Here is a 15,247-nt window from a genome sequence, read left to right on the forward strand (position 1 = left end):
GATGGAACAGACCTCGCCGCTCGATCCGTCGAGCTGTTGCCAGAGTTGCGGTGCTTGCTGCGGCTATTCGGCGAACTGGCCGCGCTTCTCGATCGAGAGCGACGAAGAGCTTGCAGCTATTCCGGAGGCGCTCGTCAACGCGCGCCAATCCGGCATGCGCTGCGAGGGCGATCGCTGCTCGGCGCTGAAGGGAGAGATCGGCACGGCGACGGCATGCGGCATCTACGCGGTGCGGCCGGAGGTGTGCCGCACCTGCATGCCGGGCGACGCCGAATGCACGATGGCGCGGCGGAAATTCGGGCTTCCAGCGCTAGAGGCCGTCTAAGCCGGAACGGCTACGCCGATCTCGTCGCTGATCTCGTCATCGAGCTCGTCCTCGAGCGGGGCCAGCACCGAGAGCGGCTTGGTCGACAGCGTGATCGGCTTGCGCCCCCCCGACAGCGACGGCGAGGATTTCGCGGCGCCTGCGCGCGACAGCGCATAGAGCGTCGAACCGACACGGCCGCCGTTCTCGATCAGGTCGCGCTCGCTACAGCTTGCAGCGATCGCGAGCGCCAGCGAATGCAGGTGGCTGCGGCGATAGCAGAACAGCGCCAGCCTGGCGCGCGCGTCAGGGGAAACACTCTCAACCAACCTGGGCAGGCCACTCTCGCTGGCGCGGTACATCTCGCCAAGGAGCTCGTCGCGGACCGGGCAGAAATCGCTTTCAAAGGTGTCGCGGCTTGAAAACATTGCAGTTCTCCCTCGTGTACGGAAGATGCCGCGCAATTCTCTAACGAAAGGTTAACCACTCTGCCCGGTAGTCACCCGGGGTCCTTGCGCCCTGGCCGCGAATCACGGGAACGCGACTGCCGCCACAGCGGCATGGCCGGGGCTTTTTGATGCCGGTCAGGAATTGCCCCGCATCGCGCTAAGCCCGGCCTCAGTTCGCCGCCATGAAGATGGAGAGCCCGAAGCCGGTGAGGTGATGCAGTGCTTGGTCGACGCCGATCAGGGTCCAGAACCAGGGGTGCGCCATGTCGACACCGAAATTTGCCGAGACCAATCCCTTGGCGCGGTCGATCGTGATGTGGATCACGAAATCGATGAACGCCACGAACCAGAATTTCGGGGCCACGATCAGGATCAGCGGCAATGCAACCGCAAGGTGAACGAGGCAGTGCACCAAAAGCGGTAGGGCCCAGCCGTGCTTCTGGTCCTTGCCCTGCGCCATCCAGGCGGTCTGGAGGACGAAATCGGCGATGATGTGCTTGAAGGTGAGCAGCAGCATCCAGCCAATGAGCGCTTCAACCGGAACCGCCGATGACATGGGTGGAAACGACAAGCTGACGCCCTTCATTGACGTGACAAGAAAAATTGGAGCGTTCAGCGCAACTTCTTCTTGGACCGGTCAAACGGCCGGGACCTCTGATTTATGACATCTCCCGCGGCGGAATGCAGCCGGGGGGAACCGGAAAATCGTCAACTGTGGCTAACTGGTGATAGATGACCAATCGCCGCGGTGGCGCCGGGTAAGGTTACCTACGGCTCGAAATTTGCATTCCGCGACCTTGGCGCTATCATTGGCGGTAGAGAAATACGTTCTTTTTTCAGGCGTTTACGAATTACAGGCGCCCGCTGCGCTTCCCGTCCACGCGCCGCCGCCAGCCAAAGAATAAGGCCGGAGTGCTGCCATGAGTGCTGAAGGCCCCACCGCATCACCGATCGAGCCGCTGCCCCGGCGCCCCAAAGTGATCAAGACCAACCAGCAGCAGGTCTTCCTCTACGTCGTGCTGACTCTGCTGCTGTCGCTTGCCACCGTCTGGGCCGGCCGCACGTTGGTGCACAATTCGGAAACGCTGACCTTTGCCGTCGGCGGCCCCAACAGCGACGAGGCGCTGTTCGCGGCCAAGCTCGCCGCTCTCCTGAAGAACAACGCCTCGCGCTTTCGGATCAAGATTGTCAACAATGCGGACAACGGCAAGGCAATCGCGCAGTTCGATCGCAAGCAGGCCGACCTCGCCGTGTTGCGCACGGACGCGAAAGTGCCGCTGCGGGCGCGCACGCTTGCGATCCTCGAGCACGATCTCGTGCTCCTGCTTGGTCCCGGCAACAAGAAGATCAAGTCGCTCGCCGAGTTGAAAAAGAAGAAGGTCGCGGTCCTCGCCGAGAACGAATCCTCGCTCGCCTTCGTCCGCAGTGTTCTCGACGTCCCCGACGGCCCCGATGCCACGAAAATCCAGATGGCGCCGCAGGGCGCAACGCTCGACAAGCTGTTTGCCCCGACAAATGGCTTTGGCGCGGTGATTGCCATCGTCCACGCCTCCAGAGCTGTCAGGGACAAGTCCTATGAGCAGGTCGCCAAGCGCGGCGGCTTCACGCTCAACGCGATCGACGAGGCCAAGGCGCTGGCGCGCAAATTCCCGGGCATTTCCGACGAGACGCTGACAGCGGGCACGTTGTCGGCGTCCCCGCAAATTCCCGAGGACGATCTCGATACCATCGGGCTCGAATGGCTCCTGGTCGCACAATCCAGGATGTCGCCGACCACCGCAGGCGAGCTCGCGCGCATCGTCTACGAGAACAAATCCGCGCTCGGGCTCGAGAACGGCTTCGCCACCAGGATAGAGCCGGCCTCTGTCGAGAAGGACGCCTTCGTGATCGCGCATCGGGGCGCCGCCGATTACATCAACGACGACACCAAGTCGTTCATGGATAAGTACAGCGACCTGATGTATCTGGGCGCCGGCGCGCTCAGCATCATCGGCTCGATCTTCGCTGCGATCTACGCCAAGATCACGAGGATCGCGCCGGAGAAGGCCAGCGAGCTCTCCACCGCCATTCTCGACATCGGCGAGCGGATCGAGCACGCCCATTCGCTGGATCAGCTCGAGTGCCTCCAGGACGAGTTGGAGAGCATCTTGCGCGGGGCCGTCATTGGACTCAGAGATGGTACGATTAGCACCGACGGGCTCGATACCTTCAAGCTGGGCTATGAGCTCGTCCGCGACGAGATCGGGATGCGCCGCGACTATCTGAAACGTCATGCGAGCGAGAATGAACAGGCCGCCCGCGATGCCGGCTCGCCCCAGCACGACGACAGCAATGTCGTGGTGGTCAAGACTGCCCAGAGCGCCTGATCCGCGGGTTTGATGCCCTCAGCTCGGGCTGACGGACGTCTTGCCCGGGAGTCGACGGCCGGAACTCAGGAACCGTCACCAGCCACAACCGTTGGCTCCCGGATTGCAACCGGAGAACGCGCCATGCGTACACTCCTCGTCATCTTCCTGCTGGGAATGCTGGCGGCGGTTGGCTATTTCGCCTATTCCGCCATGGCGGTCGAAGGCGAGCCGATCCCGACGGAAGGCTATTGGGCCCTCGCGCTGGGGGCTGGATTTTCCGTCGTCGTCGGCGTTGGCCTGATGGTGCTGCTGTTTTTCAGCAGCCGCCGCGGCTACGACGAGCCACCGCATTTCAGGTAGCGTCTCGGCCTGGCGCTCCGCCAGGCACCTTACCCGCCTTCACTGTCCGCCCCCGACGACGCTGCGGCCCGAGGCCGTCGTTGACGGCCTAGGCCCGGGCGGGCACTTTGGCCCTGAAGTCCCAGCCGGGACCACGAGCCAGAACCGAGCCGCCTTCCCCATGTCCAAGCCGCTGATCTCCGCTCTGGCCCAGTTTGCGGCCGCCACGGCCGGCCGCAACATGACCAAGGCGGCCTATGTGGCCGTCGGCGTTGGCGTGCTCAGCATGGTGCTGCTGACGGACAATCCGGCTTATGAGGCGTCGCGCCGCTGGGTCGATATCCTGCTGTGGGCCTGCCTCCTCTATTTCGTATTCGAATGGCTGGTCCGGCTGCGCCATATGACGCGGCAGGGGCGGCTTTCGCTCTACATGTCGTCCTCGGCCGGCATCGTCGACGCGGTCGGAGCGCTGGCCGTGCCGACTGCGCTGGTTCTCGGCGTCGAGCCGAAGACCGCATGGCTGCTCAGCGTGCTCTGGGTGCTGAAGGTGGTGCCGGGCATTCCGGGCTTGCGACAGCTGCGCCGCGTGCTGGTGCTGGAATCGGGACCGCTGATCAGCGTGCTCGTGATCTTCTTGATGGTGATCTTCCTCGCCTCGGTCGCCGAATATTTCCTGGAAAGGGACGTGCAGCCGCAGACGTTTGGCAGCGTCCCTGCCGCGCTATGGTGGGCCGTCGCCACACTGACGACGACGGGCTATGGCGACGTCGTGCCGATCACTCCGCTCGGACGCATGGTGGCGGCGCTGGTGATGATCTCCGGCCTCGGCGTGTTCGGGCTGTGGACCGGTATTCTGGCGACCGGCTTTGCCGCGGAGACCAGGCGCGACAATTTCCTCAAGACCTGGGAAGCCGTCAGCAAGGTGCCGTTCTTCGCGGCGCTCGGGCCTGCGGCCATCGCCGACGTCACCCACATGCTGCGTACCATGGAGCTGCCAGCACGCACCATAGTCATCCGCAAGGACACGCAAGGCGACTGCATATATTTCATCGCCGCCGGCGAGGTCGAGGTCGACCTGCCCGGCAAGAAGGTGCAGCTCGGCGAGGGCGCCTTCTTCGGTGAGATGGCGCTGCTCGGCAACAACAGGCGCGGCGCCAATGTCTCGACCACGAAAGTGTCGCGGCTGTTGGTGCTCGACCTCGTCGATTTCCGCGTGCTGATGGCGCGACATCCCGAGCTCGCCGAAACCATCGACGCCGAGGCGAAGCGGCGCGCGCTCGAAAACACATGAATGGAGACAAGAATGTCGGACGCAGCCGACGCGACCAGCCCCGTGCTCGAAATCACTGGCGCACGCGCCACCATCCGCCTCAACAGACCAAAGCATCTCAACCGGCTCCAGGCGGAGGATCTTGGCGAACTGGTCAAATTGTTCGACCGGATCGAGAGCGATCCTGATATCCGCGTGCTGGTGCTCACCGGCACCGGGCGCGCCTTCTCCGCGGGCTACGATCTCAACTCGGTGGCGGAACGCGCTGTCAGCGCCCAGGAGCAGCAGAGCGCGGGCTCGGCGTTCGAGGCGGTCGTCAATCGGCTCGAGGATTTGGGCGTACCGACGATCTGCCGGCTCAACGGCGGCGTCTATGGCGGCTCGACCGACCTCGCGCTGGCCTGCGATTTCCGCATCGGCGTCGACACCGCCGAGATGTTCATGCCGGCGGCGCGGCTCGGGCTGCATTATTACCCGAGCGGCATCAAGCGCTACGTGACCCGGCTCGGCGCCGATAATGCCAAGAAACTGTTTCTGACCGCGCAGAAGATCAGCGCTCCCGAAATGCTGCGCATCGGCTATCTCACTGCCGTGGAGCCGCTGGAATTCCTGGACGAGGAGGTCGACAGGCTCGCCACTATCCTCGCCGGCAACGCGCCGCAGGCGATGCGCGGCATGAAGCGCGCCATCAACGAATTCGCTCGCGGGGAGCTGGACGAAGCCGCCGCCGACCAGCGTCACCGCGACAGTATGCGCGGCGACGAGATCAAGGAAGGCATCAAGGCGTTCGCGGAGAAGCGGCCGCCGCGGTTTTGAGAGCTTGTGGGGGACGATGCCGCCACATATTGCATTGTCGTCCCGACCAGCGCGCCTCGGGCGCGCGACCCTATCATCCTCCAGCGGCCGCCGCATGCTGCGCGGCCATCTCCTCATCCGCCGCATTGATGCGCTGGAACGCAGGCCGCGATGTCATGCGCTCGGCATAGCGGACGAAAACGTCCTTCTTCGGCACGATACCGAACATCATGGTCCAGCTTAACGCGACGCCCCACAGCACGTCCGCCGCCGTCATGCGCTCGCCGAGCAGATACGGCCCCTTCGCCAGCTGCGCCTCGAGCGCGCCCAGCATGGTGTCGTAATCGGCATAGGGCGATTGCGTGATCGGCGCCGGCTCGCGCTGCATGAACTTGTCGATGAGGGCCGGCTCGAAGGATGAGCCGTAATAGGCAATCCAGCGCAGGTAAGGCCCGCGCAGCGGATCGTTCAACGCGGGCGTCAGCCCCGCCTGCGGGAAGAGATCGGCGAGATAGATGGTGATCGCGACCTGCTCGGTCACAAGCGCCTCGCCGTGGCGGACCGCGGGCACCTTGCCGAGCGGGTTGATGGCGAGATAGGCGGGCTTGCGCTGCTCGCCGGCTTTCATGTTGAGGACATGGAGATCATAGGGCGCGCCCAACTCCTCCAGCAACACCCGCGTGCCGGTGGCGCGGCTCTGGGGCGAATAGTACAGCGTGATGCGGTTCGCATCGGTCATGGCGGGTCTCCCATCTGGCCTTTTGGCTATAGCGCAGCTTGTAGCGGATCATACCTGACATCTTGTGTCAGGTATGATCTAAGGAGATCATGCGCGCGAGCCGGATGTTGTCGATCCTCACCACCCTCCAGGCCAAGGGGCAGGTCACCGCGCCCGAGCTCGCGGAAGCCTGCGAGGTGTCGGTGCGCACGATCTATCGCGACATCGATGCGCTCGCCGCGTCCGGCGTGCCTGTCTACGCCGACCGCGGCGCGGAGGGCGGCTATCGCCTGCTTGACGGCTATCGCGTGCGGCTGAACGGACTGTCGCAAAGCGAGGCAGGCGCGCTGTTCCTGGCGGGATTGCCGGGCCCGGCCGCGGCGCTGGGGTTCGACGCCGCGATGATCGCCGCGCAGAACAAGTTGATGGCGGCGCTGCCCGCGAATCTGCGCGACGACGCCGGGCGGATGCAGGAGCGATTTCACCTGGACGCGCCGGGCTGGTTCGGCGAGGCCGAAGACCCAAAGCATCTGCGCGCCATCGCTGGCGCAGCGTTGCGGGGGACGCTGATCAAGATCCGCTACCAAAGCTGGCGCGCAGAGAAGCAACGCCGCGTCGCTCCGCTCGGCCTCGTGCTGAAGGGCGGCAGCTGGTATCTCGCAGGGCAAGTCGACGGCAATGTGCGCACCTATCGCATCGCGCGGGTGCTCGACTGCACGGCGCTCGACGATCGCTTCGATCGTCCCGCCGGGTTCGATCTCGCTTCCTACTGGCAGGCCGCGACACTTCGTCTCGAGGCCGAGATGCACCCCAATGTGGCGATTGTCCGGCTGTCGCCATTCGGCGTCAAGCTGCTGGACGCGTTGAGCCAGCCTTACGTCAAGGCACGCACGCAGCTTGAAGAGACCGCCGACGCAGACGGCTGGCGCATCGCCAAGGTCCCGATCGGCAAGACGTCATGGCATGCCGCGGCCGAACTGCTGCGGTTGGGCCCCGAGGCCGAAGTGCTGGAGCCCGCCGATCTCCGCGACAAGATGATGGAGCTGACGCAGGCGATGGCCGCACGCTATCGCCTGGCGCGGAAAGCCTGACGGCGGCACATTTGCCGCGGCCCACGAAACAATCCTGAAACACGATTCTGAGCCAACGCCATGAACGCAATCGCGTCTCGGTCCGACCGAGATGCAGGGACACAACAATGGCACTGCGCCAAATGGAGAATGAAGATGTTTCGTAAGCTTGCACTTGGTCTGATCGCTGCCGGCTCGCTCGGCGTTGCCGCGCTCGCTCCCACCGCCGCCTCGGCCGGCGGCTTCCATCACCACTGGGGTCATCACCATTGGGGTCCCGGCTGGGGCTTTGGCGGCGTCTACGTCAACACCGGCGTCAGCAACTGCTACCAAGAGCGCCTCGTCCAGACCCGTCACGGCCTGCGCGTGCGCGTCGTGAATGTCTGCGCCTACGGGATCTACTGATACCTCGCATCGTCGACAGAGCCCCGATCGCTCCGCGATCGGGGCCTTTGCGTTGAGCTAGCTAGCCAACCTGCCGCTGCCGGCGAAACCAGGCCCAGGTCTCGCGCGTCGTTCTGATGTAGCCGCGGCCGCGATGGACAATCTCGCCATCGACGATCTCGTTCAGCTTCGGCAGCGCATGAAAGGGGATCGAGGGATAGGCGTGATGCTCGACATGATAGGGCATGTTCCACGCGAACCATTTGACGATCGCGCCGGTATAGGTCGTGCGGGTATTCTGGAAGGCGCTGCGGGTGCGGTCGCAGCCAGTATGCTCGGCGTAGAGATAGGGCCGCAGGAAGAACTGCCCGATTACGAGTGGGACGATCCAGACCCAGAGCAGCATGGCCGACGAGAGCCACAGCGACAGCGCAAACAACATCGCGTAGAGCGCGACATAGGCGCGCGCCTCGGCCATGATGATGGAGCGCTTGCTCTCGGGGATCCACGGCACGACGACCTTGCCGGTGATGGCATGGCCGAGCATCAGCCATAGCCGGCCGGCGACCTGAAGCAGGCCGCTATAGGCGATCGCGAGCTGGGTGTCGGATTTCGGCTTCACGCCGACAATCAGCTCGGGGTCCTTGTCCGGATCCTGGGTGTAGCGGTGGTGATCCCAGTGGAACAGGCAATAATATTCGTAAGGCAATCCAATGATGAAAGCCGAGAGATAGCCAATTGCGAGATTGAGGCCGCGGCTTTTGAAAGCGGTCTTGTGCGCTGTCTCGTGCACCGCCATGAACAGGAAGGCAACGACATAGCCCTGCACAGCCATCAACGGCAGCGCCCAAAGCACGCCATGGCGCGAGGCGACCATCCAGATCAGCATGCCCACCAGCACGATCGCGCCATAATGGCCGAGGCTCTGCGCCGCGCCCCTGAGGTCGGAGCGGACCGACAATTGGCGCAGCATCGCCGATGTCAGCGGCTTCAAGCGATGGCCGGGTTCTGAAACAATTGTGTCAGCCATGTCAGGATGCCTGCCTACCTGCTGAGAAGCGCTGCGATCTCGGCCTTGATGAAAGCCTGATCGCGCGGATTGTTGACGGGGTTGCCGGCGCGATGGCCGTGCAGCGACGGGATCGGATGCAACACCGCAGATTTCGCGCTGGTCAACCGGCCGAGCTCATCTTCGTTGTCGCGGACGTCGAAATAGCGATCGGTCGCACCCGGCATCAGCAACATATGGGCCTTGATCGCGCCGAGCGCGCGGCCGAAATCGCCACCGAATGCGGCGCAGCGGCTGACGTCGCCATTCTGCCAGATCTCGATCTGCGCCAGGAGATCGTTGGCGTCGCGTCGCGCAAAGGCGGCATCCCAGCCACGCACGAGATAATCTTCGAGCGAGGTGAAACCGGTGTCGCGCCAAATCTCGTCGCGATAGAAGCCGTGCGACATCGCCCAGCCGGCATAGACACGTCCCATCGCGCGGTAGCCGGCGACGGGCTTCTCGACGAAGCGGCCATCGCGGAAGGCGGGATCGGCGGTCAGGGCGGCCTTCACGCTTTCGAGAAAGACATGATTATAGGGCGCGCAGCGCGCGCTGCCGCAGACGATCGCTGCGCGCTCCACCATATCAGGGTGTAGCGCCGCCCAATGATAGGCCTGCATACCGCCCATCGACCAGCCATAGACCAGCGTGAGCTTCGAGATGCCGAAACATTCGGTGAGCAGCCGGTGCTGGACCGAGATCGCGTCGTGATAGGTGACCTTCGGGAACGGCGCGGCGGTATTCGACGGCGATGAGGACAGGCCGTTGCCGAACAGGTTCGGTATGATGATGAAGTAGCGCGTCGGATCGAGCACGCCGTCGGGCCCGATCAGCCATTCGGTGTCGACGTGCTGCGCGCTGAAAGAGGTCGGATAGAGGATGACGTTGTCCCTGGCCGGGCTCAGCGTTCCATAAGTCTTGTAGGCGAGCTTCAGCCCGGGAAAGACGGTGCCGGACTGGAGCGTGACGTCGCCGGCCTCGAATATCCCGTAGTCGCTCTCTGCCGTCATGGGCCAAACTCCCGCTCACGCATCGCAAGGCGCGCGGCGTTTTGCAATGCACCGATCATGCCGAATCCGCCAGCGCGCCATCGCCCGCGCTCAATAATTGTACTTATAGTACAGTTATTCTGGCGCGGCAAGCGCTCCCAAAACGGCATGTGGCTCAGGCGATGGCCGCCAGATAGCGTGCGACCGAGGTAGCAAAAGCGGCCTTGGCGCCTGCGGCGACGTTGCGGCCCCACCAGGCGCCATAGATGCGGTCGAAGGCGAGCGGCTCAACGGCAGATGCGATCCGCCGCACCGCGGCGGCGTTGAGCGGCATGTAGTTGGGGTAGGAATACATGAAGCTGACGAACCGGCGATCCATCGTCACCTGCGCGATATCGCCGGTGAGCAGCGCGCCCCTGCCGTCCGCACCGTGCCGCCAGTGCAGCACGGTGGCACCGGCGAAATGACCGCCGGTGCGCAGCAGCAGCACGTCGTCGGAGATGCGGTGGTAATCGCCGGTCCAGTGCACGATCGATGCATGCGGCCGCGTCACCCATTGGCGATCATCTGAGTGTAGATAGATCGGCACGCCGCCGAACGCCTCGCTCCAGTCGGCGAGCGCGCCATAATAATGCGGATGCGAGATCGCGATCGCCTTCAGTTCGCCGAGCGAACGCACATGCGCAATCGCCTCTGGTGTTGCCAGCGGTATGCAGTCCCACATCATGCAGCCGCCGCTGAGCGGGACCAGCAGCGCGCGCTGGCCGATGGCGAAGCTCGGCTCGAGCGAGAGGCCGGTCAGGCCGTGATCGTCGCGCCAGACGACGCGGTGGCGTTCTGCCAGCGCCTCGCGAGTCAGGAAACTTTGCCCTTTCCAGCCCACAAACTGCCGTTCGTCCTCGCAGATCGGGCAGGATGCGGGCGGATGTCCGCTGTCCGGAAATTGCGCGCCGCAGGTTTCGCAGGTCCAGAGTGGCATGGCCGAGATCCTGATCGAGACAGTCGCAAGTATGACATGACGTCGCGGTCATGCGATCGCAAGGGCGATCGGAACCAACGCGACGAGCGCAGGTTAGGTTCTGGTCCGCCCGGGCGCCCATGGGCCCGAACTCTCCGCCTCATGCGAGATCCTATTCGATCGGCAGCATTGCGTTCAGCGTCTCGATGACATCGCGCCCTTCACCGTCTCGTATCTGGCCCCTGTTCGCGCTCAACTTCTTCATGGCCGACATGCAGTCGGGCATCGGGCCGTTCGTCGGCGTCTTCCTCCAGGAGCGCGGCTGGGCGAGTGGATTGATCGGCACAGCACTGACGATCGGCAACGTCGCGGGCATGTTGATCACCACCCCGATCGGCGGCCTAATCGATTCCAGCCGCAACAAGCGCATGTGGGTCGTCATCCCCGGCATCTGCGTGGTGCTGGCATCTGCAATCATCCTGATCTCGCAAAATTTCTGGGCCGTCACCTTTTCCCAGGTCGCCCAATCGCTGGCGAGCGCCGCGATCGTGCCGGCGGTGACAGGCATCACGCTCGGCATCGCCAAGCAGAAGGGCTTCAACGCGCTCAACGGCCGCAACCAGGCATTCAACCACGCCGGCAACATGGTCGGCGCCGCGCTGTCGGGCTATCTCGGCTACAAGTTCGGCTATATCGCCGTGTTCGTGCTGGCGGCCATATTCGGCGCCATCGCGATCGCCTGCGTGCTGATGATTCCCGCCAAGGCGATCGATGATCGCGCCGCGCGCGGCAGCAAGGAGGACGACTCCAAAGCTCCGCCGGATGCGATGACGATGCTGCTCAAGCACAAGCCGCTGCTCGTGCTGGCACTCGCGCTCGCCCTTTTCCATCTCGGCAATGCCGCGATCGTGCCACTCTATGGACTTGCGGCAGTGGCCGACGGGCAGGCCAATGGCCCGAGCTTCGTCGCGACCACTGTCGTGATTGCGCAGGGCGTGATGATCGTGACCTCGCTGATCGCGATGAAGGCCGCGAGCAAGCGCAATTACTGGCCGGTGATCCTCATCTCCTTCATGTTCCTGCCCATCCGCGGCGTGCTTGCTTTCTTCGTCACGGGATGGTGGGGCGTCGTGCCAATGCAGGTGCTCGACGGCATCGGCACCGGACTCCAGACCGTTGCCGTCCCCGGCATGGTCGCGCGGTCCCTTAACGGAACCGGTCGCATCAATCTAGGCCAAGGCGCGGTAATCACGGTGCAGGGCGTCGGCGCGAGCTTCAGTCCCGCGCTCGGTGGCTGGATCGCGCAATGGATCGGCTACGGCCCGACGTTCCTCCTGCTCGGCGGCTTTGGGCTAGCCTCGATGGCGCTGTGGCTGGCGTTCGCCGCGACGGTGAAGAAGTATTGAGGGCGCATCTCCGCAATGACGATGTGGAAACGCTGTTGTTCCAAGGCTGACTGCGGAGTCGCGGGGCCCCCTCACCCGGGATTCTCTCTCTCAAATTTCCAGCTCTCCCCGCACATGGAGAGGCGAAAAGCGCGTTCATGTTGCAAAATTCTTCTGGATCGCCTTGTCGAGCGTGTCGCCGCCGACGAAACGCTGGCGCAGCTCCCGCTTGAGCAGCTTGCCGCTCGGATTCTTCGGCAAGCTATCCACGAAGATGACGCGCTTGGGGACCTTGAAATGCGCCATCTGGCCGGCGCAATGCTTGATGACGGACTCTTCGTCCAGCGTTTCGCCGTTCTTGACCACGATGATCGCGGTCACCGCCTCGATCCAGCGCGGATCGGGCAGGCCGACGACGGCGACCTCGGAGACAGCGGGGATGCGGTAGACCATTTCCTCGACCTCGCGGCTTGCGACGTTCTCGCCGCCGGTCTTGATCATGTCCTTGACGCGATCGACCACGGTGATGTGGCCCTCGTCGTCGACGGTAGCGAGATCGCCCGAGTGAAACCAGCCGCCTGAAAACGCCGCCGCGGTCTTCACCGGATCGTTGTAATAGCCGGAGAGCAGATGCGGCGAGCGGTGCACGATCTCCCCGACCTCACCCACCTTGACGTCCTCCATCGCAGTGTTGACCACCCGCGTCTCGACGTTGAGCACCGGCTTGCCGGCCGAGCCGGCCTTGCGCAGCTGATCCTCCGGTCGCAGCACGGTCGCGAGTGGCGCAATCTCGGTCTGGCCGTAGAAATTCCAGAATCTGACGTTGGGCAGGCGGCGCTGCAGTTCGAGCAGCACCTCCACCGGCATGATCGAGGCGCCGTAATAGCCCTTCTGCAAGCTCGACAGGTCGGTCTTGTCGAAATTCGGCGAGCGCAGCATCGCGATCCAGATCGTCGGCGGCGCGAAGAACGAGGTGATCTTGTGCGCCTGGATGTGCGCCAGGATGTTGTCGGCGGTCGGCTTGCCCGTGATCACGCCGGAAGCGCCGAGATAGATTTGCGGCCCCAGAAACACGTCGAGCTGGGCGCAATGATAGAGCGGCAATGCGTGCAGGAACTTGTCGTCCACGCTCATGCCGCCGTCGATGATGCAGCTGACATACTGCCACATCACGGCTTCATGGGTCAGCATCGCGCCCTTGGGCAGCGATTCCGTGCCGCTGGTGTAGACGATCTGCGCGAGATCGCGGCTGTCGACCGACGCGTCCAGGAACGAGCCGTCGGCATGCAAGAGATCATCGAAGGTGGTGAGGCCCGAAGGTGCCGTGGCCGGATCCTCGCCCGGCAAGCAGATCATCTTCTCGACGGCGCAATCCTTGGCGCTGGCCGCGCTCGCTTGCTCGACGAAATCAGGACCGGTTGCGAGCAGCCTTGCCCCAGAACTCTTCAGGATGAAGTTGATCTCGTCCGGATTGAGCATGAAGTTAACCGGCACCAGCACGGCGCCGATCCGTGCCACGGCAAAGCGCAGCGCCGCGAAGGCGTGCGAATTGCGCGAGAGCACGGCGAGACGGTCGCCTTTTTTGACGCCGAGACCGAGCAGGCCGCGGCCGAGCCGGTTGCAGATCGTGTCCATCTCGGCAAAGCTCCAGCTCACATTGCCGCAGCTCACCGCGAGCTTGTTCGGCTCGCGGCCTGCCGACCGGCGTAGGAGATCGCCGATGGAATGCTCGCGGGCTTTCGCGATGGTGGCTGCGGTATCGCTGGTCATTTCCGTCCCCTAATTTGCGATGGCGCAGAGGCCGGCCCGAACAGTGCATGCGCACGCTTCCCATGTTTGCGCAAACCGTAGTTGGCGCAATCGCCCGCGTCAATTCAGCCGACGAGCGCGGCGCCGTTACGCAAGAATTGGCACTTCAGAGAGGCAATCTGGGCTGGTGCACCAATTATAAATATCAGAGGAAATGCCATGTGCCGGATTATGCGTGCCGCTTTCGCGGCCGGACTCGCCGTGCTCGCGACCAGCTCGTCTTCTGCCCAGCAGGCACCGCTCAAGATCGGCGTGCTCTCCGACTTCTCCTCCGTCTATTCCGACATCGGCGGCATGGGGAACGTCGAGGCCACCAAAATGGCGATCGAGGATTTTGGCGGACAGATGTTCGGCAAGTCGATCGACCTGGTCTCGGCCGACGTGCTCAACAAGCCCGACGTTGCCTCCAGCATCGCCCGCAAATGGTGGGAGACCGAGGGCGTCGACATGATTATCGACCTGCCGACTTCGGCCACTGCGCTCGCGGTGATGGAGCTGTCGAAGCAGTACGAAAAGATCATGATCGTAACCGATGCGGCCAGCTCCGATATCACCGGGAAATCCTGCTCGCCTTACACCGCGCACTGGACTTACGACACCTATTCCAACGCCCATACCGTCGGCAGCGCCATCGTCAAGAACGGCGGCGACAGCTGGTTCTTTCTTACCGCGGACTACGTGTTCGGCCATTCCATCGAGCGCGACACCGGCGACGTGGTGAGGGCGGCTGGCGGCAAGGTGCTCGGCAGCGTCAAGCATCCGCTCAACACCGCGGACTTTTCGTCATTCCTGCTCCAGGCCCAGGGCTCCAAGGCCAAGATCATCGGCCTCGCCAATGGCGGCGGCGACACCATCAACGCGATCAAGCAGGCCGGCGAGTTCGGCATCGTCGCTGGCGGCCAGAACCTGGCTGCGATCGTGATGTTCATCTCCGACGTGCACAGCCTTGGCCTCAAACTCGCGCAGGGGCTGATCGTCACCGAGGCCTATTACTGGGATCTCAACGAGAGGACCCGCGCCTTCGGCAAGCGCTTCCTGGAGCGCGTCAAGCGCATGCCGACGATGAACCAGGCCGCGACCTACAGCGCCACGCTGCATTACCTCAAGGCCGTGCAGGCCGCGGGCACGAAGGACACCAAGACGGTCATGGCCAAGATGCGCGAGCTGCCGGTGCGCGACGCCTTCACCGACAACGGCGTGCTGCGAGAGGACGGCCGCATGGTGCACAGCATGTACCTGTTCCAGGTGAAGAAGCCGGAGGAATCGAAGGGGCCGTGGGACTACTACAAATTGCTCGCCGAGGTGCCCGCCGACCAGGCGTTTCGGCCGTTGAAGGACGGTGGCTGTCCGCTGGTGAAGTGAGGCTCGCGCGAGCATA

16 protein-coding genes are annotated in these 15,247 nt (G+C 63.8%); 9 read left to right on the top strand and 7 right to left on the bottom strand.

Going from position 1 to position 15,247, the window contains the following annotated elements; translation table 11 throughout:
- Position 1: 1 nt before the first annotated feature.
- Positions 2 to 325, top strand: a complete 324-nt coding sequence (locus IVB01_RS29360) for a YkgJ family cysteine cluster protein (RefSeq protein WP_247277903.1) — start codon at positions 2 to 4, stop codon at positions 323 to 325.
- Here the strand turns inward: IVB01_RS29360 and IVB01_RS29365 are convergent.
- Positions 322 to 732, bottom strand: a complete 411-nt coding sequence (locus IVB01_RS29365; protein WP_247277904.1) for a hypothetical protein — start codon at positions 730 to 732, stop codon at positions 322 to 324. The genes IVB01_RS29360 and IVB01_RS29365 overlap by 4 nt on opposite strands.
- Positions 733 to 922: 190 nt before the next feature.
- Positions 923 to 1,270 carry a DUF3307 domain-containing protein gene (locus IVB01_RS29370; protein ID WP_247277938.1) on the bottom strand — a complete coding sequence of 116 codons (348 nt, stop codon included), beginning with the start codon at positions 1,268 to 1,270 and terminating at the stop codon, positions 923 to 925.
- 403 nt (positions 1,271 to 1,673) lie between these two features.
- On the opposite strand from IVB01_RS29370, the gene IVB01_RS29375 reads away from it, so the two are divergent.
- From IVB01_RS29375 to IVB01_RS29390, 4 genes are all read left to right on the top strand, one after another.
- Complete coding sequence (locus tag IVB01_RS29375) at positions 1,674 to 3,119, top strand: TAXI family TRAP transporter solute-binding subunit (RefSeq protein ID WP_247277905.1); 1,446 nt, start codon at positions 1,674 to 1,676, stop codon at positions 3,117 to 3,119.
- Positions 3,120 to 3,242: 123 nt separating this feature from the next.
- Entirely contained in the window at positions 3,243 to 3,461 is a 219-nt protein-coding gene (locus IVB01_RS29380; RefSeq protein ID WP_247277906.1) for a hypothetical protein, read from the top strand.
- A gap of 160 nt (positions 3,462 to 3,621) precedes the next feature.
- Positions 3,622 to 4,731 carry a cyclic nucleotide-gated ion channel gene (locus tag IVB01_RS29385; RefSeq protein WP_247277907.1) on the top strand — a complete coding sequence of 370 codons (1,110 nt, stop codon included), beginning with the start codon at positions 3,622 to 3,624 and terminating at the stop codon, positions 4,729 to 4,731.
- Between the two features lie 12 nt (positions 4,732 to 4,743).
- Positions 4,744 to 5,526, top strand: a complete 783-nt coding sequence (locus IVB01_RS29390; RefSeq protein WP_247277908.1) for an enoyl-CoA hydratase/isomerase family protein — start codon at positions 4,744 to 4,746, stop codon at positions 5,524 to 5,526.
- Between the two features lie 73 nt (positions 5,527 to 5,599).
- Here the strand turns inward: IVB01_RS29390 and IVB01_RS29395 are convergent, their stop codons facing one another.
- Positions 5,600 to 6,244 (bottom strand): glutathione S-transferase family protein, encoded by a 645-nt coding sequence (locus tag IVB01_RS29395; protein ID WP_247277909.1) that lies wholly within the window; start codon positions 6,242 to 6,244, stop codon positions 5,600 to 5,602.
- Positions 6,245 to 6,333: 89 nt separating this feature from the next.
- Here IVB01_RS29395 and IVB01_RS29400 point away from each other — a divergent pair, with 89 nt between their 5' ends.
- Both IVB01_RS29400 and IVB01_RS29405 read left to right on the top strand, forming a co-directional pair.
- Complete coding sequence (locus tag IVB01_RS29400; protein ID WP_247277910.1) at positions 6,334 to 7,314, top strand: YafY family protein; 981 nt, start codon at positions 6,334 to 6,336, stop codon at positions 7,312 to 7,314.
- 135 nt (positions 7,315 to 7,449) lie between these two features.
- The gene (locus tag IVB01_RS29405) at positions 7,450 to 7,698 is read left to right on the top strand and encodes a hypothetical protein (protein ID WP_247417203.1); all 249 of its coding nucleotides are present in this window, start codon (positions 7,450 to 7,452) and stop codon (positions 7,696 to 7,698) included.
- A 61-nt stretch (positions 7,699 to 7,759) separates the two neighbouring features.
- Here the strand turns inward: IVB01_RS29405 and IVB01_RS29410 are convergent, their stop codons facing one another.
- From IVB01_RS29410 to IVB01_RS29420, 3 genes are all read right to left on the bottom strand, one after another.
- The gene (locus IVB01_RS29410) at positions 7,760 to 8,707 is read right to left on the bottom strand and encodes a fatty acid desaturase (RefSeq protein WP_247277912.1); all 948 of its coding nucleotides are present in this window, start codon (positions 8,705 to 8,707) and stop codon (positions 7,760 to 7,762) included.
- Positions 8,708 to 8,721: 14 nt separating this feature from the next.
- Complete coding sequence (locus tag IVB01_RS29415; RefSeq protein ID WP_247277913.1) at positions 8,722 to 9,738, bottom strand: alpha/beta fold hydrolase; 1,017 nt, start codon at positions 9,736 to 9,738, stop codon at positions 8,722 to 8,724.
- A gap of 154 nt (positions 9,739 to 9,892) precedes the next feature.
- Positions 9,893 to 10,696, bottom strand: coding sequence for an MBL fold metallo-hydrolase (locus IVB01_RS29420; RefSeq protein WP_247277914.1), 804 nt, complete (start codon positions 10,694 to 10,696; stop codon positions 9,893 to 9,895).
- A 185-nt stretch (positions 10,697 to 10,881) separates the two neighbouring features.
- On the opposite strand from IVB01_RS29420, the gene IVB01_RS29425 reads away from it, so the two are divergent.
- Positions 10,882 to 12,081, top strand: a complete 1,200-nt coding sequence (locus IVB01_RS29425) for an MFS transporter (protein ID WP_247277915.1) — start codon at positions 10,882 to 10,884, stop codon at positions 12,079 to 12,081.
- A gap of 135 nt (positions 12,082 to 12,216) precedes the next feature.
- Here the strand turns inward: IVB01_RS29425 and IVB01_RS29430 are convergent, their stop codons facing one another.
- Entirely contained in the window at positions 12,217 to 13,830 is a 1,614-nt protein-coding gene (locus IVB01_RS29430; RefSeq protein WP_247417199.1) for an acyl-CoA synthetase, read from the bottom strand.
- A gap of 198 nt (positions 13,831 to 14,028) precedes the next feature.
- On the opposite strand from IVB01_RS29430, the gene IVB01_RS29435 reads away from it, so the two are divergent.
- Positions 14,029 to 15,231 (top strand): ABC transporter substrate-binding protein, encoded by a 1,203-nt coding sequence (locus IVB01_RS29435; RefSeq protein ID WP_247277916.1) that lies wholly within the window; start codon positions 14,029 to 14,031, stop codon positions 15,229 to 15,231.
- Positions 15,232 to 15,247: the final 16 nt, after the last annotated feature.

It is taken from the genome of Bradyrhizobium sp. 164, from assembly GCF_023073715.1.
In the GTDB taxonomy this organism is placed as follows: Bacteria; Pseudomonadota; Alphaproteobacteria; order Rhizobiales; family Xanthobacteraceae; genus Bradyrhizobium.